Source organism: Maricaulis maris, from assembly GCF_049116555.1.
In the GTDB taxonomy this organism is placed as follows: domain Bacteria; phylum Pseudomonadota; class Alphaproteobacteria; order Caulobacterales; family Maricaulaceae; genus Maricaulis; species Maricaulis maris_C.
Genome location: NZ_JAGDYT010000008.1, coordinates 77,043 through 99,296, shown reverse-complemented (window position 1 = coordinate 99,296; position 22,254 = coordinate 77,043). Strand labels below are relative to the sequence as shown.

The 22,254-nt window shown below is 62.8% G+C and carries 19 protein-coding genes; 10 read left to right on the top strand and 9 right to left on the bottom strand.

Features of this window, described 5'->3' with window-relative positions:
• Positions 1–54: 54 nt before the first annotated feature.
• Positions 55–813: a sulfite exporter TauE/SafE family protein gene (locus tag JXQ94_RS11075; protein ID WP_421923849.1), complete on the bottom strand. Its 759-nt coding sequence runs from the start codon at positions 811–813 to the stop codon at positions 55–57.
• A 406-nt stretch (positions 814–1,219) separates the two neighbouring features.
• Here JXQ94_RS11075 and JXQ94_RS11070 point away from each other — a divergent pair, with 406 nt between their 5' ends.
• Together JXQ94_RS11070 and JXQ94_RS11065 are read left to right on the top strand one after the other, a co-directional pair.
• The gene (locus JXQ94_RS11070; RefSeq protein ID WP_421923848.1) at positions 1,220–1,642 is read left to right on the top strand and encodes a DUF1330 domain-containing protein; all 423 of its coding nucleotides are present in this window, start codon (positions 1,220–1,222) and stop codon (positions 1,640–1,642) included.
• Positions 1,639–2,754: a 2-hydroxychromene-2-carboxylate isomerase gene (locus JXQ94_RS11065; protein ID WP_421923846.1), complete on the top strand. Its 1,116-nt coding sequence runs from the start codon at positions 1,639–1,641 to the stop codon at positions 2,752–2,754. Before JXQ94_RS11070 ends, JXQ94_RS11065 begins: the two co-directional genes overlap by 4 nt.
• Here the strand turns inward: JXQ94_RS11065 and JXQ94_RS11060 are convergent.
• From JXQ94_RS11060 to JXQ94_RS11050, 3 genes are read right to left on the bottom strand one after another with little or no spacing between them, the layout of a single operon-like run.
• A complete protein-coding gene (locus tag JXQ94_RS11060; RefSeq protein ID WP_421923845.1) occupies positions 2,724–3,926 on the bottom strand; it encodes a HupE/UreJ family protein in 1,203 nt (400 codons plus the stop codon). The two genes, JXQ94_RS11065 and JXQ94_RS11060, sit on opposite strands and share 31 nt — an antisense overlap.
• Positions 3,926–4,696 carry a hypothetical protein gene (locus JXQ94_RS11055; protein WP_421923844.1) on the bottom strand — a complete coding sequence of 257 codons (771 nt, stop codon included), beginning with the start codon at positions 4,694–4,696 and terminating at the stop codon, positions 3,926–3,928. Before JXQ94_RS11055 ends, JXQ94_RS11060 begins: the two co-directional genes overlap by 1 nt.
• Complete coding sequence (locus JXQ94_RS11050; RefSeq protein ID WP_421923843.1) at positions 4,696–6,972, bottom strand: DUF3604 domain-containing protein; 2,277 nt, start codon at positions 6,970–6,972, stop codon at positions 4,696–4,698. The genes JXQ94_RS11055 and JXQ94_RS11050 overlap by 1 nt, the downstream gene beginning before the upstream one ends.
• Before the next feature lie 88 nt (positions 6,973–7,060).
• Here JXQ94_RS11050 and JXQ94_RS11045 point away from each other — a divergent pair, with 88 nt between their 5' ends.
• A complete protein-coding gene (locus JXQ94_RS11045) occupies positions 7,061–7,699 on the top strand; it encodes a TetR/AcrR family transcriptional regulator (protein ID WP_421923842.1) in 639 nt (212 codons plus the stop codon).
• Between the two features lie 225 nt (positions 7,700–7,924).
• Here the strand turns inward: JXQ94_RS11045 and JXQ94_RS11040 are convergent, their stop codons facing one another.
• Positions 7,925–8,749 (bottom strand): 2-keto-4-pentenoate hydratase, encoded by an 825-nt coding sequence (locus JXQ94_RS11040; protein WP_421923841.1) that lies wholly within the window; start codon positions 8,747–8,749, stop codon positions 7,925–7,927.
• 277 nt (positions 8,750–9,026) lie between these two features.
• Here JXQ94_RS11040 and JXQ94_RS11035 point away from each other — a divergent pair, with 277 nt between their 5' ends.
• The 4 genes from JXQ94_RS11035 to JXQ94_RS11020 are packed head-to-tail and all read left to right on the top strand — an operon-like array spanning position 9,027 to position 13,255.
• Positions 9,027–10,463 carry a pectate lyase family protein gene (locus tag JXQ94_RS11035; RefSeq protein WP_421923840.1) on the top strand — a complete coding sequence of 479 codons (1,437 nt, stop codon included), beginning with the start codon at positions 9,027–9,029 and terminating at the stop codon, positions 10,461–10,463.
• 30 nt (positions 10,464–10,493) lie between these two features.
• A complete protein-coding gene (locus JXQ94_RS11030) occupies positions 10,494–11,477 on the top strand; it encodes a TRAP transporter substrate-binding protein (protein WP_421923839.1) in 984 nt (327 codons plus the stop codon).
• Entirely contained in the window at positions 11,477–11,971 is a 495-nt protein-coding gene (locus JXQ94_RS11025) for a TRAP transporter small permease (protein ID WP_421923838.1), read from the top strand. The genes JXQ94_RS11030 and JXQ94_RS11025 overlap by 1 nt, the downstream gene beginning before the upstream one ends.
• A gap of 3 nt (positions 11,972–11,974) precedes the next feature.
• Positions 11,975–13,255 (top strand): TRAP transporter large permease, encoded by a 1,281-nt coding sequence (locus tag JXQ94_RS11020; RefSeq protein ID WP_421923837.1) that lies wholly within the window; start codon positions 11,975–11,977, stop codon positions 13,253–13,255.
• A gap of 631 nt (positions 13,256–13,886) precedes the next feature.
• Here JXQ94_RS11020 and kduD read toward each other — a convergent pair.
• The 4 genes from kduD to JXQ94_RS11000 all read right to left on the bottom strand — a co-directional run bounded on the left by kduD (position 13,887) and on the right by JXQ94_RS11000 (position 17,953).
• On the bottom strand, positions 13,887–14,642 hold the full coding sequence (kduD, locus tag JXQ94_RS11015; protein ID WP_421923836.1) for a 2-dehydro-3-deoxy-D-gluconate 5-dehydrogenase KduD: 756 nt from the start codon (positions 14,640–14,642) through the stop codon (positions 13,887–13,889).
• 35 nt (positions 14,643–14,677) lie between these two features.
• Positions 14,678–15,319, bottom strand: a complete 642-nt coding sequence (locus JXQ94_RS11010) for an RpiB/LacA/LacB family sugar-phosphate isomerase (protein WP_421923835.1) — start codon at positions 15,317–15,319, stop codon at positions 14,678–14,680.
• A 14-nt stretch (positions 15,320–15,333) separates the two neighbouring features.
• Positions 15,334–16,758 carry a glucuronate isomerase gene (gene uxaC, locus JXQ94_RS11005; RefSeq protein WP_421923834.1) on the bottom strand — a complete coding sequence of 475 codons (1,425 nt, stop codon included), beginning with the start codon at positions 16,756–16,758 and terminating at the stop codon, positions 15,334–15,336.
• Positions 16,759–16,876: 118 nt separating this feature from the next.
• Positions 16,877–17,953, bottom strand: a complete 1,077-nt coding sequence (locus JXQ94_RS11000) for a LacI family DNA-binding transcriptional regulator (protein ID WP_421924116.1) — start codon at positions 17,951–17,953, stop codon at positions 16,877–16,879.
• 160 nt (positions 17,954–18,113) lie between these two features.
• On the opposite strand from JXQ94_RS11000, the gene JXQ94_RS10995 reads away from it, so the two are divergent.
• Genes JXQ94_RS10995 through JXQ94_RS10985 form a run of 3 tightly spaced genes read left to right on the top strand, consistent with a single transcriptional unit; the run spans position 18,114 to position 22,252 of the window.
• Complete coding sequence (locus JXQ94_RS10995) at positions 18,114–19,625, top strand: UxaA family hydrolase (protein WP_421923833.1); 1,512 nt, start codon at positions 18,114–18,116, stop codon at positions 19,623–19,625.
• Between the two features lie 9 nt (positions 19,626–19,634).
• Entirely contained in the window at positions 19,635–20,696 is a 1,062-nt protein-coding gene (locus tag JXQ94_RS10990) for a PfkB family carbohydrate kinase (protein WP_421923832.1), read from the top strand.
• Positions 20,693–22,252, top strand: a complete 1,560-nt coding sequence (locus tag JXQ94_RS10985) for a carboxylesterase/lipase family protein (RefSeq protein ID WP_421923831.1) — start codon at positions 20,693–20,695, stop codon at positions 22,250–22,252. Before JXQ94_RS10990 ends, JXQ94_RS10985 begins: the two co-directional genes overlap by 4 nt.
• Positions 22,253–22,254 lie beyond the last annotated feature (2 nt).

The window sequence follows — 22,254 nt, the reverse complement described above, 5'->3', positions numbered from 1 at the left end:
TCTTGCGCATATTCCTCTGACAGCACTCCGGCCTCGATGGCGAGGCCGGCACCGTCAACTGGTCGCGGCGCGCCACAGTAATCGGAGCGCGACAATGAACACCAGCAAAGCCGTGATCCGGGCGAGCCAATGATCGGGCAAGCGGCGACTTCCTATCCAGACTCCCAACTGCCCCCCCACCAGGACAGCCAGCAATAAGGGCCAATAGTCCAGCAGGCGATCGAGATCGCCACTGCCGGCAATTCTCTGGGATTGTCCGATCAGGCCCGCAAGCGAGTTCGCCAGGATGAATATTGCAGCAGACGCGGCGATTGCCTTCGCTTCGGCCCAGCGCAATGCGTAGAGGAGCGGAGCCAGGAAAATTCCACCGCCGATGCCAACCAGGCCCGCCAGCAGGCCAATGCCTCCGCCCAGGGCCGGCGCCAGCCCAGGCACCACGCGCGCATCCTTGCGCGCCGGACCGGGCTGGCGGATCACCAGCGCCAGCGCCGACGCAAGAAGCGCAAGTCCCAACAGGACGATGAAGATGCGCTCGGGTATCTCGACCAACCCGCCGAGCCAGGCGGCCGGCACTGAACAGGCGATTATGGGCCAAAGACGGCGCCACGGGATCAATCCGGCTCGCGCGTAATGAACAACGGACCCGCTGACGACGGTGACATTGCACGCCAGAGACACCGCCGGCAGCAGCCGGTAGTCGGTCTCCGCCAGGACAAGCAGGGCGGTATAGGTTGATCCGCCGCCAAAACCGACCATCGCGTAGACAATCGCGGTCACCAAGAAGGCGCCGGCCAAGCCCGCCAGCACGGTCATGCGAGACCAGGCGGCTGGATCTGTGTCTCACCGCCCAGCGCCCCGCACGAGGCGAAGGCTGAATCTCGAAAGAGGCCGTTTGCCGGACCCGGGCTTGGCGCCGCGGACATGACCGGATTGCCCGGTCGTGCAGCCAATCCGGTGACCGGGTCGCGCCGGGCACAATGCTCGGTGACCGGCAGCCTCAGGCAGGTGCCCCGGCGGCCAAAGCAATCGACAAGCGCGCGCGAGCAAAGGCGAAGGTCGAGCCGGTCCATGCTGAATTCCTGCGCAGCTAATCATCTGATATTTATCATGTTGCCGGCGCGGGACAAGCGCCCTCAGGGTACGGGACGAAGCGCGCTGGCGTGACAAGTCCCGAAAGATTGTCCAACCTCTTCTTGTTCACCGCTTACGGAGGGAAAGCATGCGCGTTTCCAATGCCATGGAGCCAAGCGACGCTCAATTAGCCGCGTTTCTCGCCCGCGCGGGCGATGGCCCGGTTCATCTGCTCAACCTGTTGAAGTTCCGGGACAAGGCCGCCTATCCGGATGGGCGGGAACCGGATTTGTCCGGTGTCGATGCCTATATGCGCTATGGCGGACCAATGACCCGGCTGGTCGAGACAGCGGGTGGCCATCTGCGATTCTCGGCACTGCCGTCGGAATTCCTGATCGGACATACGGACGAGGCGTGGGATATGATCGCCATCATGACCTATCCATCCGCGGCGACCCTGCCCGAAATTGCCGAAACCACAGCCTTTCGCGAAATCGAAATCCACCGCAAGGCCGGCCTGGCGGGACAACTCCTCATCCCCTGTTTCCAGTCGGAGACCTTTGTCGCATGAGCCTGAAATCCCTGGCGCCACGTGTCTTGACCAGCCCGACATTGCGCGCGGTCTCGCGCCTGCGTCATGCCGGCCTGCGCCGCCTGACCGGTCGCCCGCGCACGCTGCATGCCTTCATCGAGCGCGATGACCCCTATTCGCATCTCCTGCTGCAAGCCTTGCCGCGCCTCGCCGAACACTATCCGGTGGAAATTTCCTGGCATGAGGTTGGTCCACCCGACCGGTCGGCAGCGCCCGAGCCTGACAAGCTGGCGGCCTGGTCAAGGGAGGATGCCCGTCATCTGGCAACCGCCTGGAACCTCGACCCGACACCACAGCCCTGGCCGCAAACCGCCGGGGCTGACGCCGGTGACGCGCTCCGGACAAAACTTGGCCATTACGGCTCGGCCATGACCTGGTTCGAGGGCGAGTGGTATTGGGGAATAGATCGTCTACACCATCTCGAGAGCCGGCTTGGCGGCCAGTCGCCCCTGTTTTCACCAATCCCGGAACCCGACTCCGCGGGCGGCGGCACGCTCGACGTCTTCCTGTCGCTGCGAAGCCCGTACAGTTATCTCGCCGCCATGCGTCTGTTCGACCTGGCGGATCGCTGGCAGGCGACGGTTCGGTTGCGGCCGGTCCTGCCCATGGTCATGCGGGCGCTACCGGTTCCAAGGCGCAAGCGCTTCTATATCGTTCGCGACTGCAAGCGCGAGGCAGAGCGACTCGGCCTGCCATTCGGCAACATCGCCGACCCGGTCGGCCTTGGCGTGGAGCGGGGGCTCGCCCTGCTCGCAGGGGAGATCCGTCGCGGGCGCGGGCAGGCCTTCCTGCAAGCTTTTCTGACGGCAGTCTGGTCCCAAGGCGTGGATGCCGCCAGCGACGCAGGGCTGCGCCGTATTTGTGAAGTGGCGGGTGTGTCGTGGGATCAGGCCCGCAAGGACTTGGCTGACGACGCCTGGCGCGCGGTCGTTGAAGCCAACCGGGTCGAACTGTTTGGCCACGGGCATTGGGGCGTACCGACCTTCAAGGTTGGCGACCGCATGGCCTTCGGACAGGACAGGCTCTGGCTGGCGGGACGCTGGCTGGAAGAGGCCGCCGCTCAGGACCAGGCACGGACCAGGAACCAGTAACCCCCCGCAGCGGACAGAACCGCGATTGCAACAAGCCGGCCATGGGCCAGGATCCGGTCCGGCAAAACCTGTCGGAGCAGAACGGCCAGCAACCCGGCCATGGCGACAAAGATGAGCTGGCCCAGCTCGACGCCGAGATTGAACCCGAACAGGGCCGCCACACGGTCATCCCGCGGCAGGTCGAGTTCAAGCAGTATGCCGGCAAAGCCAACCCCGTGAATGAGCCCGAAGCCGGCGCTGAAGGCCGGTATCGTGCGTCTCACATCGCCGCCAGCTTCAAGCCAGGCCAGATAGCTGCCGGTAAAGATCACAAGCCCGAGCCAAACCGTTATCGGTACCGCTCCGCCCAGAAAACTGTTGACCAGGCCGATGGCAAGCAGGCCGGCCGAGACCAATACGACAGTGCGACGATCCGGCCTGGCCGACTGAAAGGCGGACTCACCGGCGACAAACAGGATCGAAAATCCGATCAGGGCTTCGATCGCGGCGCCGGGCGGACTTATCCAGCCAAGAAAGGCAAGGGCAAGGGTGACAGAATGCCCGAGCGTGAAGCCAATCGTTGCTGTGAGAATCTGCCGCCAGGACGCGACGACCAGCAGCAGGGCCAACAAGAAAGCGAGGTGATCAGGGCCACCAAGGATGTGAGTCACGCCCAGCGATACATAGCGTCCGAGCCGACGGGGCAGCGACAAGGCCTCTCCGGTTGCATGGATTCTGGCCAATGTATTGCCACGCGTCAGCACGAATTCCTGTCGCTCACCAAGCTCCATTTGCGCTTGCAGGAAATGGACATGGTTGGGCGAAACAGGCGAGTAGACCTGAATGTCGATCTCGACGGGACCGGTCTCGGAATTACACGCCCAGGCGCCTCTGCCCTGCAAGCGCCCGTCGGCGAGCAGACGCACGACCGGTGGCGCGGCAAGGCTGCAAAGGCCTGCGCCGCGCCGGACCTGAATCCCCTCAACCAAGCGTAGGCGAAAGGCGTCCTCGAGGCTGGTTTCCGGTGGCAGCGCCGCGAGCAGCAGGGTCGCCTGACGGGCATCAAGCAGGAACTCCCCCGCCATGTCGCCAGCGATCTCCTGCCAGTTGGAAATCGAACGACTGCGCTCATGCGCGGTGGCGGGCGCTGTCAGGCTGATAAAGACGAAGAGGAGCGCAAGGAAGCCTCGCATCAATCCGTCCGGATGGCGATCTCGGCCCGGCTACGCAGGTCGGCGAGATAGGCTTCCAGCGCCGCTTCCTCGCTGCGCTCGACCCACAACGCCTCAACGGCCTCGCGCTGAGAGTCGAACGCGGCAGCTGTTGGCGCGCCGCGCTCGAGGACGGTAATACGATGCCGGCGAGCGCCGGACCCGATAATCTCGTGGGTTTCACCCTCTGCGAGGTCAAGCGCTGACAAGGCCAGCTCCGCGCCCAGATATCGACGCAGGTCACTCGCGCTGATCAGCCGGTCCGGTGGATGCGAAGACGGACGACTGAGTGTGCCACCTTCGGCGGCTCCGCTCTGCCAATCGACCCGCAGCATCAACTCGCCGGAGAAGCGTTCTGGCTCGGCCGCGAACAGCGCTCGCAGATCCGCTTCCGATGGGTCGCGTTCAGCGCGCGCAAGGATTGAATCGATCATCGCAATGACCACGGAGCGGCGGATAGTCGAGGCATTGCGCGGGAGGTCGAGATCGATCGCCCTTTGATAGAGCAATTCCTCGTCGATCAATCGCGCCAGGGCGTAGTCCGGCGCATCAGCGGGCAGAGGGTTGCGACTGTCGCGAGCCATGGCCTCGAGCGCCAGCTGCAGATCCGCTTCAGTGATCAGATGACCATTGATGCGGGCCGCGACAGGCCCTGACGCTGTGACGCCGGTCGTCGGCCAGAAGAGTGTCACAATCGCCAGCAAGGCGCCGGCGGCAGCACCCGCAAGACAGAATGCGCGCGCATCTGGCATCAACCTTCATCCACGCGGCGAGTTTCGGCCACATCGCGATACCCCAGATAGATCGGCGAGGACCAGGCGCGATGCTCGACATCGGCGACGCAGGTTTCATCCATGTCGGTCCGGTAGTCGCCGAGACACGGGTTTGCACGGATGCACTGGCCACTCTCGTCATACTCGCACCGAAGCGGATCGCCATTTACCTGGCCGGTCGGCTCCTGGATGGCCCGCACATAATAGACGGTGTCGCGCCCCGCTTCGGCAAACTCCGGGTCGGTGAATTCGACGGTACAACCCTCGCCCTGGTCGTCGCAGGGCAGGTTCAGCCAATCATCCTCAATCAGGAGGTCGACCGACTCGTCCGGCGTTATCTGCGGCCTGATACGCACGACTTCTATTCGCGTGATGAGGTGGCGTTCATTGCCCGGATTATAACACTCGCCACGGCAAAGCTGCTGCAGCCGGTCCGCCGGCAAGCCACGCACAGAATAGTCCGGACAGCCCGGATTCTGCCGCAGCGACCCCGCCGCGCGCACCCTGAAAACCGGGTCAGCACCGATATCGGCCTCACCGCCCATCGGCGTCAGGATGGCGCCGGTCTCATCAATACGGTCAAACCAGAGCAGTTGGCGCAACCCCGAGGTCGCATAGACATTGCGCGTCTGCAACGCGTCCCAAACGCCGTCCCGACTGCGCTCGCCGGCGTGGGCCGCGACCAGGCCGCCGCCTGTGAAGAAGCTGGACTGTCGTTCAATCTCGGTGACCTGGAAGCCGACATTCCGGGTCAGCTCTTCGCGCGAGACCGCACGTGATCGCGCCGGGGCTTCAGGGTCCGACGGCAGGAGTCGCTCGGCAACACCCCGCGTCTCAGCGCCGCCAGCGTCGGTCATGTAGTGCCGGGCATGCGGCTTGTAACCGATCCCGGGTCGGGCCGTGTGGGTGTCGGACGAGCCGATGAAGCCCCAGCGGAAACGCGCCGGCTCCTCACCGTCAAAATTCGAGATTGCCAGCCCATACTGGACCGAGGTCGTCGGATTGTAATTGAAAGCCGGTAGAAAACAGTCGCGACACTGGCCCGCATCGAGCCAGTCAGCGATCTCCTCGCCCAACACGGTCAGATGCCCTGCCAGACCGACATGAACGGCATTTTGCCGTGCTTCCGCGGCACGAGCCGCGCATTCGATCTCGCCCTCACCCTCGGCACGGCAACGCTCTTCGATGATCTGGCCTGCGCGCTGGCAGGACGGGAGATAGTCTGCCGTCGCCTCCGGGCAGACCGGATCGTTCGAGGTCCCGGCATTCGGCCGCCATGACCGGTATTCTTCGGCATTCCCGTGCCCCGAAAAGACCTCGATCAGCGGAAAGGCCTCGGGACGCTGCGCGTCTGCCAATTGCTTGTCCCAGGATGTGCCCGGCGGGGTGTAGAGTCCCCAAGCCGAACCGTGAGGAATTATAAGCGGGTCAAGCGCCTGGGATTCGAGACGGGCGACCAGCTCACCGGGCGTTGCAGCCAGTTCATAGCAATCGCGCGGCAGATCTCCAGAGGCAGTATCCGGATCACACAAGGGTGTATCGCGGACCTCCTGCACAAAGCGTCCGAAATCGTAATAGTCCTGCCGATGCTCCAAATCGACAAAGACGATCTGCTGGGGCAGAAGGCCGCGCGCATTGTCGCGCAACACCCGTACGGTCGTGCCCGCGGCCGCAATCGGGCGCGCCGCGATCTCGTTCGGATCAAGCGTGCGAAAGATCACATTCTTGTGGCCATAATGGTCTTCGGGAAGGGGCGCGACCTGGGTCCATTCGAAACCGATGAACGGGATCACATCCGGCACCTGGCCGGCGCTCGACTGCGCCTCGCACTGCTGCATGGTCTGCAGCGACTGGGTCCATCGTGCGGGTGTCAGGGCCTCGGCATGATCAGTGATCGCCCAGAAGTCGAGCGCCGAGCAGAAACGCGCGAAATCACAGGCATCGGCGAGTGGGTTTGCCCCTTCTCCGCGCAAAAGCGGTAGCGCCCAGACAAATGCATCGGTGGAGAAAGTCGAGTGCACATGCAGGTCGCCGAACAGGATCTCTGTGCCCGGATCGACCCCCATGGCAGCCCGCTGCCGGTTTTGCCCCGCGCGTCGCTCAGCCACAATGCTCGCCGGAATTTCAGAGCCGATGATTTCCCCCGGACCACGCGTGCGGCCATGCCAACCCTGGAATATCCCGATGACATAGACACCGAGGATGAGGACGAGCACTCCGCCCCCGAAGAGTCCGACCCGAATTGCGCGCGACATAGCCTTGCCTCCCGGGCAACCCTTGCATCAACGTCCGGAAACCCTATAAATTGACACATATGGTGTCAATTTAATTCAGGCTTGGAATGTGACCAGTGTGGCAACAGGGGATGATGATGGTCGCAAGGCTCGGCGCGCCCGCACCCGCTTGAAAATCGTCCATGCGTTCAAAGAGCTGGTGCGTGATGGGGTCGCTGCCCCAAGCGCGACCGAAGTCGCGAACAAGGCCGGTGTGGGCTTGCGTACCGTCTATCGCTGCTTCGAGGATATGGGCACTCTCTATCAGGAATTGATCGCGGTCCTGCACGACGAATTCCGGCCGGGAACCCTGCCGGATCTGAACACCGAAGACCGGGCGGGCCGGCTTTCGCTATTGCTGGCAAATCGCACCTCGATCTTCTCTGATTTGGAGTCGTTCTTTCTGGCCTCCGAGGCCAAGCGGCACGCCTACAAGGCGCTGGACGATGATTACAGCTATCTGCTGCGGCTCGAGCGCGAACGCCTCCAGGCCGTGGTCAATCCAGACAACCGTTTGCCCGACGAGGTCTTCGAGGCGCTCCATGGGGTGACCAGTTTCAGCTTCTGGCTGCGCCTGCGCGTCGATCAGGGTCTTTCCAAGGCCCTGGCCGGGCGCGTCATGGCGCGATCCGCAAAATCCTTGCTGGCGACCTCCACATCGCCTGCGATGGTGCAGTCAGAACCAGGTGAGGCGGGAAATTGCCGCTAGTCAGCCAGGGCCTGAATGCGGATTTCGTGACCTCACCGCGACGGCAAGACATGGCGGTCGAGCTTGAGGTGGGGGGGGATGCAGGACTGGCCGACAGCGACTTCTGGAAGACTTCGCATCGACCAAATCCGGTTCTGCCAGACGGACGCCGAAGCGGGTATGGCGTCAATTATTCTGACAGAACCGCCCGAAATTACTGCCAATCGGCGGGCGCTCCGCCTCCGGTCACCCCGCGCTAAGCTTGGCCCGGCCCCATCCGGGTTGGAGTGCGGTCAGTGTCAGGTCGATCTTGCCCCAGGGACCAAAATCGACACGACTGCTGTCGTCGACATGAGCTTCGTGAACCCCGGTGACCGCCCCTGTCGAAATATGGCTACCCGCCTCGAGGGCAATTCCACGCGTCTGCATCAATCGCAAAGTGAACTCCAGCGCCCCGATTGGGCCACCGGGCAGTGATGCGGCTGTCGTCGCTCCCACCCGGGTGCCGTTGATGGTGACTGAGGCGGGCATGTCCGACCAGGTGCGCGACTGCCAGTCGGTTATCTCCGGCCCGACAATCAGACCGAAATTGTTCCCGAAATCAGTCACAACGCAGATTGGGCCGAGGTCATTGATACCCGGAAAGGGACTGGACGCGATCTCGACGCCGACATGCAGTTTGCCGGCAACACGACGGGCCAGTTCGGGCGTAATCTCCGTACCCACAGGCACTGACTCGGCGAGCACGAAAATGAACTCGGCCTCGATCGCGGCAAAGCCATCGGCGAAAACCGGCATGGTGTGCACGTCGCCATCGACATGCCCCCGGATCAGATCCGAAAAAATCGGACCAACCAGCCGCTCCGCTCCGACCGAGTCGCGAAATGCCGGCGGTACCAAGCCGATTTTCCAGCCCGCGACGACATCGGGCCATCGGGCAATCGACATGTTCTGGATCGTATAGCCCTCCGCAAGTGTCGCCGGGAGCTCGCCGGGATACACCCTCAATCCAAGCGCCGCCTGACGCGCGTTGACGAAGGCTGCGGAAATGATTTTCTGGTTTGGCGTCAAGTCGATTTTCCCTGATTTTCCTCGCCTTGTCGGCCGGCGAGTTACTCTGACGAAGGGGCTTGCGCCACTCTCGATATTGGTTACGGTTCCGACTAAGGAAACCGGTGTCATTTTTCACGGTATGCCCTCAAGATCAAGCCGCGAGCGACAATCAGCGGCAAGAAACGATGATGGTCACGGATAAATCGGGACCGCTGGGGAGGAGATAGAAATGATCAGAAGCGCTTTGCTCGTTGGCGTTTGCGCCGTCGCCACTGGTTGCGGTCACATAGATGCATTGACGACAAATTTTTCTGCCGATGATGCGGCATCTCCGGCAGTTATCGTGGATGGCCAGATCGCTTTTCCCGGCGCAGACGGCTTCGGACGCTTCAGTCGCGGTGGCCGTGGCGGCGATGTTTACACCGTGACACATCTCGGTGATTCCGGTCCCGGCTCCCTGCGTGAGGGTGTCGAAGCCGAGGGCCCGCGCACGATCGTGTTCGCGGTCTCCGGCACGATCCAGCTGGAAAGCCCGCTGCGCGTTTCCAATGACTTCATCACCATCGCCGGGCAGTCAGCCCCGGGCGGCGGAATTGCCCTGCGCGACTATCCGCTGCAGGTGAATGCCAACAATGTCGTGATCCGATACATCCGCTCCCGCATCGGCGGTGCGAGCGGGGTCGAAGACGACGCAATATCCGTCATCGGCGGCTCAGACATCATTCTCGACCACGTCTCGACCAGCTGGGCGATCGACGAGACCCTGTCCTCATCGCAGAGTTTCCGTGGCAGACCGGGCCAGAAGCACCTGACCAATCTGACCGTGCAATGGTCGATCATGGCTGAAGGCCTCTACCAGGCCGGTCATGAGAAAGGTGATCGCGCTTATGGCAGCCTGATCCGTGGCAATAATGGTGCGCGTTACTCCTGGCATCACAATCTGTGGGCCAACCACAATTCCCGCATGCCCCGCATCGGGAATTATGCAACGCCGTTTGACGATCCGGACGGGCTCTTCCTCGATTTCCGCAACAATGTTTTCTACAATTGGGGACACGGCGCGGAGACAGACTTCTGGGACTGGGTCCCTGCCAGCGCCGAATTTGACCCTTCAACCCAGCTGGGCCTCAATCAGGATCCGCTCTACGGTCGCGAGAACACCGACTTTCACCATGCTGCCGGCACTGATCTCGATCCGGCATCGGTCGCTCGCTACAACTTCATCAACAATGCCTACATCCAGGGCCCACAAACGCTGGGACCGGTCATTTTCTACATGCGAAACACGACCGGTCGCGCCCACTTCTCCGGCAATACGATGGATCATGAATTACAGGACCAGCGTCCGATGCTGCGCTCGGCCGCCCATGATCTCAGTTGGGTTGATGAGCCATACGAGGCTGACTTCATTCGGACTGACACAGCCGATGAGGCCTATGAGGCGGTGCTGCAGGGCGTCGGAGCATCGCTCTGGCGGGACTCGGCCGACCAGCGGATCATCGACGATGTGCTCAATGGTACCGGGCAGATCATCTCTTCGGAGTCAGAGGTCGGCGGTTGGCCGGATCTGCCCTCAGAGGCACCGCGCACAGACAGCGACGGCGATGGCATGCCGGACGACTGGGAGATCACCCGCAGTCTCGACCCGCACGACCCGGAAGACGGCTCGCGAGACCTTGATGGCAATGGCTATACTGAACTTGAGGACTGGCTGAACGCGCTCGTCGACTAGCCGCTGGCGACCAGACCCTGGGGAGGGATCATGATCAATCGCAGACACCTCATCGCGACGGGGGCCGCCGCAGCCATGGCCGGCTGTGGCCAGGTTGAACGGCCACTGTATTCGGCCGATGCCCACGTTGCTGATTATCCGACAGTCCAGGGCGTGCAGGCGATGGCCCGCATGGTCGAGGAACGGACAGGCGGGCGTCAGCGCGTGAAAATATTCGCGGGGGCCCAGCTCGGCTCGGAGCGCGACACGCTCGAACTGACCATTTTTGGCGCCCTTGATCTGAACCGGGTCAACCTCGCCCCACTCAACGCCTTCGCCAGCGAAACCATCATCCCCAGCCTCCCCTTCCTGTTCAATTCGGTCGAACACATGCGGACGTCGCTGGACGGCGCGCCGGGACAGGCGATCCTGGATGCCCTGCGGCCACACGGGTTGGTCGGGCTGTGTTTCTATGACAGCGGCGCGCGCAGCTTCTACAATACACGCGGCCCGGTACACGCCCCGGAAGACCTTCAGGGACTGAAGATTCGGGTCCAGAACTCCGACCTCTACGTCGCCATGGTCCAGGCCTTGGGCGCCAACCCGACCCCGATGTCCTTCACCGAGGTCTATCAGGGCCTTGTCCAGGGCGTGATCGACGGTGCCGAAAACAACATGCCGTCTTACGAGTCGACCCGGCATTTCGAGGCGGCGCGCTATTACAGCTATAGCCGCCACGTCATGGCGCCGGAAATCCTGGTGATGTCGAAGCACCGGTGGGACCGCCTTTCCGTTGAGGACCAGGACATATTCCAGCAGGCCGCGCGCGACAGCGTACCGGTCATGCGGGAGCTCTGGGACGCACGCGTCAACAATGCGCGCGACCGGGTCCTGGCCAGCGGCGTGGAGACCAATGAAATCGCCGATATCGGGGCTTTCTCAGTCCGCATGGAGAGCGTGTGGGGCCGCTTTGTCGCGTCCGATGTCCAGCGCCGGCTTGTCGAAGACATCCGCAATCTGGGGGGGCAGGTCTGATGCGCACATTCGCCCGCTTCCTCGACCTGGCCAGCCGGACGCTATTCGTATTGGGCGGGGTGGGTCTCGCGGTAATGACCTTGATCATCGGCTGGCAGGTCTTTGCCCGCTACGTCCTGAACGCCTCGCCATCCTGGTCCGAGCAGGCCTCGCTGGTCCTGATGATCTGGTATGTCAGTTTTGCCGCGGCAGCCGGCGTGCGCGAGGGCTTTCACATCCGCATCACCGCCTTCGCGGAGAGCCTGCCGGGCAATTGGCCCAACCGGTTGCAGCTCGTCTCCCATCTGATTGTCGCCCTGGTCGGCTGCGCCATGGCTTTCTGGGGCGGAGAGCTGATCATGCGAACCTGGGAGCATGTCATCCCGACTCTCGGCATCTCGCGCGGTTTTGCCTATTTGCCGCTACCGATCAGCGGCTTCCTGATTGCGCTGTTCGCGCTGGAGAACATCCTCGAACAGATCAACCCGGCGATCGCCGGCGATGCGGAGTCCTGAGCCATGGAATTGAGTATTCTCCTGGGCGTTCTCGTCTTCTTGCTGATCATTGGCGTGCCGGTTGCCTTTTCCCTGCTGGGCGCAACGCTGGTCACTTTCTTCATGATGGACATGCCGGCCATCGCCGTCTTCCAGCGGATGGCGGGCGGGATGAGCATCTTCTCCCTGATGGCCATTCCCTTCTTCGTGTTTGCCGGCGAGCTCATGCATCGATCCGGCATTGCCGAGCGCCTTGTCCGTGTCGCCGAGGCGGCCTTCGGGCGCTCGCGCGGCGGTCTGGGCCAGGTTGATGTGGGGGCCTCCATGCTGTTCGGGGCCGTCTCGGGCTCGGCCATCGCCAGCGTGTCGGCGATGGGATCGACCCTGATGCCGATGATGCGTGAACGCGGTTATGACGCCGATTACGCGGTCAATGTCACGTCGACCTCGGCCGTTTGCGGCCTCCTGATCCCGCCCTCGCACAACATGATCATCTATGCCGCGGCAGCCGGTGTCGGCGTGTCGATCGGCGAGCTGTTCGTCGGCGGGATCGTGCCCGGCATCCTGACCGGAGCAACCCTGATGGTCGCTGCCTGGCTGGTGGCCGTGAAGCGTGGCTATCCCAAGGGCGAATTCCCCGGTTGGATGGCCTTCCTTCGGGCGCTCATCATGGCCCTGCCCGGCTTGTTCACCGCCATCATCATTGTCGGCGGCGTTTTGGGCGGCTTCTTCACCGCCACCGAATCCTCGGCCGTCGCCGTGCTCTACACCGTCGTCGTGGCCGCATTGCTGTATCGATCCATGGGCCCTCGGGCGTTTCTCGACGCCGCCATCCAGGCCGTGAAGACGACCGCCATGGTCTTGCTGATCATCGGGTCCGCGTCCGGATTCGGCTGGATGCTCGCCTTGCTGGAGGCGCCGACCCAGCTGGCCGAGCTCATCACGACCGTCACCGACAATCCAATCCTGATCCTGCTGATCATCAATGTGATCCTGCTGGTTCTGGGAACCTTCATGGACATGTCACCGCTTATCGTGATCACGACCCCGATCTTCCTGCCGATCGTCGTCGGACTGGGCATGGATCCGGTGCAGTTCGGCGTGGTCATGATGCTCAATCTCGGCATCGGCCTCGTCACCCCGCCGGTCGGGTCCGTCCTTTTCGTCGGTGCCGCGATCGGCAAGGTGAAGGTTGAGGAAACCGTCAAGACGATCTGGCCCTTCTATGGCGCGCTTTTCGTCGCGCTGATGGTGGTGACCTATGTCCCTGCCGTGACCATGGGGCTGGTCAACCTGATGCGCTAGGACAAACGCCAGGCACACACTTCCGGCTCCGCACGCTGTCGCGGCGGAGGTGGGAGGAAGCGGGATGCCGGCGGACACCGGGGTGTCCGTGTGGCGGGTCTGCGGTGTCCGTGGTGTCCTCGGCATCCCGCTTGCGGAGTTTTCCCGGGCTGTCTCCACCCCGTTTCCAATGCGACAGGTAGATGGGGTCGGTCGTTTAGTGCCCCGCGACCTGGTCGCACGCCCTGCCGGAGCTTCGGATTGTCACATCCGTCGCGCGGACAGGCTCCGCTCGCTTCCGGGCACAAGTGACTGAGCTCGTGCCTCCCGTCCCGAAAACCACGGCTAGTATCGCTCGGGGTTGGAGGGGCGGGGATAAGTTTTGTGATTTTTCCGGGTGCGCGGCGCGTTCCTCTCCCTTGGGAGAGGGTCGGGGAGAGAGGTAAATACGTGCAATAACAGGCACTTCTGCCCTCGCCCGGCCTCCGCCCACGGTCTCCCCAGGGAGAAGGAAAGTGACGCGCGACGGGGATAAGATCGACACATTGGTGAGGTGAAACCTCGCGGTCACGCCATCTGGGGCGGTGACTCGATGGCAAAAAAAGACCGACCCCGAAGGGCCGGCCGGAGGGAAGGTTCCTTGTCCCGGGGGTCAGCGTGCGAGCCAGCCACCATCGACGGCCAGCACGGTGCCGTGGACATAGTCGGCAGCGGACGACGACAGAAACACAGCCGCGCCGCCAATATCCGACGGATCGCCCCAGCGTCCGGCCGGGATACGGCCGAGAATCTGTTCGTTGCGGTCCGGGTCCGCCTGCAAGGCCGCCGTATTGTTTGTGGCGAAATAGCCCGGCGCGATGGCATTCACATTGATGCCTTTGGCCGCCCACTCATTCGCCAGCAACTTGGTCAGGCCGGCAATGGCGCTCTTGGAGGCGGTGTAGGATGCGACCCGGATGCCGCCCTGGAAGGACAACATCGACGCGATATTGATGATCTTGCCGCTGCCTTGCGCAACCATGCGCTTGGCCGCCGCCTGGCAGAGGAAGAAGGCCGACTTGATATTGACGTCCATGACGCTGTCCCAGTCATCCTGGGTGAAGTCGAGCGCGTCATTGCGTTTGATGATGCCGGCATTGTTGACGAGGATATCGATCCGGCCGGCCAGCTCGACCGTCGAGGCAATGACGCCTTCAACACAGGACGGATCGGAGAAATCAGCCTTGATTTCATGGAATTTCCGGCCTGCGGACTCGACTGCCTCGCCCGTTTCCGCGGCACTGGAGCGACCGGCCACGACAATGTCTGCCCCCGCCTGGGCCAAGGCGATGGCCATCGCCTGGCCGAGACCGGTATTGCCACCGGTGACGAGCGCGACCTTGCCGTCGAGATTGAATGAGTGGAGCATGGTTTTTTCCGTTTCGAGCTCGATAACCGCGTCGCTTAGGATGCCGACAGATCGCGAATATAGGCGGCAATGGCGTCATCCTGGCAGTTCGCGAAGAAAAGCTCCTGGAAGCGCTCACCCGCGATGGCGGCCTTCAACAGATCCTGATCAACGGTTTTCAGCACGGTCAGCATGTCGTGGCAGGAGGCGGCTTTCAGCTCTGCCACGATACCGCGATTTTTGGCCATCACCGCCGCCCGCTCCTTGGGATAGCCGGCACCGCGCTCGTTTTCGAAAAGCTTGCGGAAACAGTCCTGCAGATTGAGCTCAGCGGCCCATCCAAAGCCCTTGGCATAAGGCATCGAGATGGCATTGCCGTCATTGATCTGACCGAAGAGGAAGGCATCGGTCGGGTCAACGACCAGGCCACAGAACACGCCGGGCATCGCGTTGCAGGCGAGGTTGGAACCAACGCCGGTACCGCACCCGGTCACAATGAAATCCGCGGCCTTGGAGTTGATCAGAAGGCCCGCCAGGAGACCATTCATCGGGTAGGTGAGCGACGCTTTGTCCTCGGGCGTATACATGCCGTAATGGTGCACCTGATGTCCAAGTGGCTCGGCCACCGAGGACAGGGCATCATGGACAATACCGCTCTTCGCGGCCTGGCTGTTTTCGATGATGAGCGCGATCTTCATGGGAAATTCCTGTCTCAGCTGGAAGCTTCTAGTTTGTAGGCGCGTTTCGCCAGGTGGTAGGCGAGATCGCGTGCTGTCTCATGGGCCTCATCGAGCGCGAGCCGATGCTCGGCCACAAGGCGGGCCAGAAAGGCGCAATCCACCCGTCGGGCGACATCGTGCCGTGCCGGGATGGAGAGGAAGGCCCGGGTATCATCATTGAAACCGACCGTGTTGTAGAAACCGGCGGTTTCGGTGGTCTGCTCACGGAAGCGCATCATCCCTTCCGGGCTGTCATGGAACCACCAGGCCGGACCCAGTTTCATCGCGGGATAGTGACCCGCCAGTGGCGCCAGCTCGCGTGCATAGGTCGTCTCATCGAGCGTGAACGCGATGAGCCCGAAATCCGGTTCATTGCCGAAGCGATTGAGCAATGGGCGCAATGCCTCGACATATTCGGTGCGGACCGGAATGTCGGCCCCCTTGTCGCGACCGTGCGAGTTGAACAACGGGCCATTGTGATTGCGGAATGAGCCAGGATGCAGCTGCATGACCAGACCGTCTTCGAGGCTCATGGCCGCCATCTCGGTCAACATCTGGGCCCGGAACAATTCGGCATCACCCTCGCGGCCCTGACGGCTGACCAAGCGGTCAAACAAGGCCTTCGCCTCGCCCGGGTCGAGATCCGCGGTGCGAGCGGTTGGGTGACCATGATCGGTCGAAGTCGCGCCCGCGGCCATGAAGTCCACGCGGCGCTGGCGGTGCGCCGCCAAATATCCGTCCCAGCGAAACACGTCCTCACCGGTCACGTCACCGAATGCCTCAAGCGAGGCAAAGAAGTCCTCATGATCGGCGTCGATCACGCAATCCGGGCGATAGGCGGTAACCACCCTGCCACCCCAGTTCGACCCGGCGATGGCGTGGTGATGGTCAAGTGTATCCACCGGCGATTCCGTCGTGGCGAGCACTTCGATATTGAAGCGGTCAAACAAGGCGCGCGGGCGGAAATCCGGGGTCTTGAGTGCGGCATCGATAGCGTCGTAGGCGGCGTCTGCCGTGGAGGCATCCAGGCGGTCCTGGATACCAAAAACCTCGATCAGCACGTGTCCCAGCCAGAGTGATGATGGCGTGCCGCGGAAAAGGTGAAAATTCTCCGCGAACAGGCGCCAGGCGGCGCGTGGGTCCGTGGCCGGGACGCCGCCGCGATCCGGTATCGCCAGATCCGCCAACCGAATGCCCTGGCTGTAGAGCATGCGGAATACATAGTGATCTGGCGCCAGCAGTAGCGCCGTCGGGCTCTCGAAGGCCTCATTGCTGGCGAACCAGCGCGGATCGGTGTGGCCGTGCGGCGAGATAATCGGCAGGTCACGTACAGATGCGTACAATTCGCGGGCAATTCCGCGCACGGCCGTGTCCGCAGGAAACAGACGATCCTCGTGAAAAAATGATGGCGTGGACATTATTGCAAGCAATCTGGTGCGCGGTGTGAGAGGCGAAGGTAACCGGTGTCATTGTGAACTGCAAGCTGCGACCGATCGACTTGATCAGTCAATCCGAAGAGGCTTGGCCGGGACTGGACTAGATTGGCGGCGACGTCGTATCGCGGATAACCAGGCTGGGCAGGGCCCTCGGGTCATCGCGTTCGATCTCCACCGCGGACTGGGGATTGACCAATTTGGTCGACGCCCGCCGCCCAATTTCCCGCGTCGGCGTGTGGACGGTCGTCAGGCGCGGCCAGAGGCGCTCAGCGAGCTGGAAATTGTCGAAACCGACAACGGACAGCGCATCGGGCACCCTGATATCAAGCGTCCGTGCCGCCTGCAGGACGCCGGCCGCCATCTCGTCATTCGCCGCAAAAATTGCCGTGGGGCGTTTTGGGCGCTGCAGCAGGTCGATGGCGCATTCAAAGCCGGATTCGAATGTATAGGCCCCTGACGCGACCAGGTCCTCGTCCAGGGACAGGCCGGCCTGCTTCAGCGATTCCTCCAGCCCACGGCGCCGCTCGTGCGACGACCTGAAGCTTTCGCGACCCGAGATGAATCCGATCCGCGTATGTCCGAGCTCTGCGAGGTGGCGGCCGGCTGCCGCGCCACCAAGATGGTCATGGGACACGATCATGTGCTCGGGTTCATCCAGTGACACCGATGCGATCCGAATGAACTCGCAGCCAATCTGGCGGAGAATGGGCGGAACCCGCTCATCCTCGGACACAGACGGCGTCAGGATGACGCCATAGAGCTTTTGTCGCTCCACGAAGTTGCGCACATCAACAAGGAAGGTTTCGCTGGCGCGGTCGCAGGGGTGCACAACCAGCTCGAACCCGGTGCCGCGCATCCCGTCCAACAGGCCTTGCTGCATGTTGACGACATATTGCGGGTTCGGGTTGTCGTAGATCATGCCGATCAGGAAGGATCGCCGAAACGCCAGTCCACGCGCCTGCGGATCTGGCGCATATCCAATTTCATGCATCACCCGCAGGATGTCCTCGCGGGTGTTTTCCTTCACCGCCGGGGATTTGTTGATGACCCGCGAAACGGTCTTCTTGGAAACGCCGGTCAGGCGGGCGACATCATTGATCGTCGGGCGACGGTCCTTGAACTCGTCGCGCAGGCTTTTTGCTGGCTCCGCGTCGTCAGGCTTCTGGCCATCATTCATCCGGAAAATCCCCCGCAGCGACATGCCACCGAAATGTCCACTACAGGACATCTCCTTGCTTGTCATGCGTTTCCAACGCGCAAGGACACGGGATGAAGTTTTCTCTTTCCGGACAAAATGACACCGGTTACCATTAAGGCAGGCAAGGGTGAGAGAGCACATGAGTGTCGCTGAAAAAACTGCCACCAACCAAGGGCTGGTCGTCCACCCTGAGGACACCGTCGGCGTCGCCACATCGATGCTGGTCAAGGGTGAGCGTCCGGCTGTCGGCCTTCCCCGGCTCGTCGATCCCATACCGGCTGGACACAAATTCGCGCTGACCGACATTTCGGCAGGCCGACCCGTGATCAAATACGGCGCCGTTGTCGGACGCGCCCGACACGACATCCCTGCCGGTGCCCACGTTCACAGCCATAATCTGGAGACCACGCTCGACGGTGAGCAGACCTATACCTATTCAGCGCACCACCCGGATCCGTCGGGCGCGACAGTGTCGATTTCCGACTCCTTCATGGGATATCGCAGATTTGATGGCCGTGTCGGAATTCGTAATGAAATCTGGGTGATCGCGATGGTGGGTTGCGTCAATCGCACGGCCGAACGGATCGCGCGCATGGCGGCCAATCAGGTGCGCGGCCAGGTCGATGGTGTTCATGCGGTCACCCATCCGTTCGGCTGCTCGCAACTGGGCGATGACCTGGACGCGACCCGCGCCATCCTGGCAGGCCTTGCCCAGAACCCGAATGCGGGCGGGGTGTTGCTGGTCGGGCTGGGCTGCGAATCGAACCAATTCCGCGACTTGCTGGATTCAATGCCCGATGCCGACCCCTTGCGGGTCAGGGCCTTCGCCTGCCAGGACATCGAGGATGAACTGGATGCCGGGATATCCGCCGTCGTCGAGATCGCTCGCCATATGGCGACAATGGATCAACGCGAAGCCTGCCCGGTATCGGATCTTGTCATCGGCCTGAAATGCGGCGGCTCGGATGCCTTTTCCGGCCTCACCGCCAATCCGATTCTGGGCCGTGTCACCGACCGGCTGGACGGCGCCGGTGGCAGTATGATCCTGACCGAAGTGCCTGAAATGTTCGGCGCAGAGCACATCCTCATGGACCGCGCGATCTCGCGGGAAGTTCATACCGAAATTGGCGCCCTGATGAACCGTTTCAAACGCTACTTCATCGGGCATGGCGAGCCGGTTCATGCCAATCCGTCCCCCGGCAATATCGAGGGCGGCATCACGACACTTGAGGAAAAGTCATTGGGCGGCGTTCAAAAAGCCGGAGGGGCGCCGGTCGTCGATGTCCTCGCCTATGGCGAAAGATTGCGCCGCACCGGGCTCAGCCTGCTGGAAGCGCCCGGCAATGACGCTGTGTCAACCACCGCCATGGCGGCGGCAGGTGCAACGATAATCCTGTTCACGACAGGTCGGGGAACGCCCCTGGGGACCATGGTACCCACCGTGAAGCTTTCAACGCGGTCAGACCTCGCAACCAGCAAGCCAAACTGGATTGATTTTGACGCGGGCCCGGTCCTCGACGGCGAACCCATGGATGATGCAGCGGCCCGCCTGTGGCAGACCATTCTTGATGTCGCCGGCGGCAAGCGTGCCCGCAATGAGCTCTATGACGAGCGGCAGATCGCCCTGTGGAAGGGCGGCGTGACCCTCTGAGGCCAGGACATGACCTACCCTTTCCTCCCCATCAAGCCTGCCGGATCGGTTCGCTGGGATGTCGCGGCGCTCGGCGAAGTCATGCTGCGGTTCGACCCCGGAGCGGGTCGGATCCGCAATTCCCGCCAATTTCAGGTCTGGGAGGGCGGCGGCGAATACAATCTGGCCCGCGCTGCTCGGAAATGCTTTGACCTGTCCTCCACGGTCATCACAGCCCTGCCGCGCAACGATATCGGCTGGCTCGTCGAGGACTGCATCAGCCAGGGCGGCGTCGACGGCTCACATATCCTTTGGCGCGACTTCGACGGCATAGGCCGGGAAAATCGCGTCGGCCTCAATTTCGTCGAACGGGGCTTCGGCCTTCGCCCCGCATTGGGTGTGTCTGACCGCGGCCACAGCGCCGCCTCGACGCTCAGGCCTGGTGACGTGGACTGGGAGCACTTGTTCGGCGAAGAAGGTGTACGCTGGTTCCACACCGGCGGGATATTCGCCGCCTTGAGCGACAGCACGGCCGCACTGACGTTGGAAGCCGTCACGGCAGCGCGCAAGCACGGCGCGGTCGTGTCTTACGACCTGAATTACCGAAGCTCACTATGGGCATCGCGCGGCGGATCGGACGCGGCGCGGGCGCTCAATCGCAAGATTGCGCCGTATGTGGACGTCCTTCTCGGCGCGGAAGGGCTTGGCGACACGCCCTCCGGGGGAAGCCCGCACGCAGCCATCGAGAGTGCTGTCTGCGACTTCCCCAATCTGCGCGTGGTCGCCACGACCAGCCGAACAGCCCATACAGCAAACACGAATGACTGGTCCGCGCTCATTCATGCGGATGGAAAATTCCACCTGTCGCGCCCCAGGCCAGGGCTTGCGATATTCGATCGCGTGGGCGGCGGCGACGCCTTCGCATCCGGGGTGTGCTGGGCCCTGTTGTCCGGCAAGGATCCGGCTGATGCGGTCGAGTATGGGGCGGCGCATGGCGCGCTCGCCATGACAACACCTGGCGACGCCTCCATGGCGCGTCTGGCCGAAATCGAGCAAGCAATCCACAGCAGCCATGCCGGCGTGACGCGATGACCCTTTCCCTCAACCGACGTACGCTTCTTCTCGCCGCGGGCAGTGCCGGAGGCCTGGGCGCGACCGGGGCCGGACGCGCTCAGCGCGGCGACCCCGTTGTCACAACCTCGAACGGGCCAGTGCGCGGCACCATCGAGGACAATATTCACCGCTTTCTCGGCATCCGCTACGGCGCCGATACGGCCCCGAGGCGCTTTCGCCCGCCGGTTCGACCGGCCGGGTGGACCGAAACCCGCGACGCGACGGAGTACGCAGCCGCCTCTCCCCAGCGTGGCACTGAAGAAAACCAGTCGGAAGACTGTCTCTTCCTCAATGTCTGGACCCCCGGACTTGAAAGCGACGCGGCGCGGCCGGTCATGGTCTATTTCCATGGCGGCGCCTATGCGGCCGGGTCCGGCTCCTCGCCGCTCTATGACGGCACGCGACTTTGCCAGCGCGGCGATGTCGTCGTCATCACGGTCAATCATCGCCTCAACGCCTTTGGCTATCTCTATCTCCAACGCCTGCTCGGGTCGGACTTTGCTGCCTCAGGCAATGCCGGCCAGCTGGACCTCGTCCTGGCGCTGGAATGGGTCCGCGACAATGCGGCCCGGTTCGGCGGTGACCCAAATCGCGTCATGGTGTTCGGCCAATCCGGCGGCGGCGCCAAGATCGCCAGCCTGATGGCAACACCGGTTGCGGATGGTCTTTTCCACAGCGCGGCCACCATGAGCGGCCAGCAGGTGACGGCGTCCGGGCCGGGCAATGCAACAGCGCGCGCACGGGCCTATCTCGCCGCGCTCGGACTGGATGACTCACGTGGGTCGCAGCTGCTCGACATGCCGATGGAGCTACTGGTTGAGGCGCTTGGCGCCGACGATCCGGTACTGCCCTATGGCCGTGTCTATTTCGGCCCGGTGAAGGATGACGTTGTGCTGCCGCGGCACCCTTTCTATCCGGATGTGGCACCGCAATCGCGCCACATCCCGATGATCATCGGCAATACCCATGACGAGACCCGTGCCTTCCTGCGCGGTCCCCAATTCGAAAATCTCGACTGGGCGGATCTGCCGGAGCTCCTGATCCCGAACATGCGGGTCGATATCCGGCCGGAAACAGTGATTGCCCGCTACCGAGCGCTCTATCCGGAGCGCTCGCCAGAGGCGGTCTTCTATGCCGCGACGACCGCCGCGAGGTCCTGGCGCGGCGCCATAATCGAGGCCGAGGAGCGCGCGAAAGCCGATTCACCGACCTGGGTCTATCAGCTCGATTTCGGCAACCCGCATGCGCCGCACACCTTTGATATCCCTCTTGTCTTCGACAACACGGCCGTCGAGGGCGCCCTGCCCGGCGATGGCGAGACGGCCCGCAACATGGCCGCCTTGATGAGCGAATCCCTGATCGCGCTCGCCCGCACCGGCTCACCCCAACATGCGGCTCTGCCCGACTGGCCGCGCTACACATTGCCGGATCGGGAGACGATGATCTTCGATTGGCCGCCCCGGATGGAAAACGACCCGCGAGGCGCTGAACGGGAATTGTTCGCCAGCGTGCCCTATGTCCAGCCGGGAACCTGACG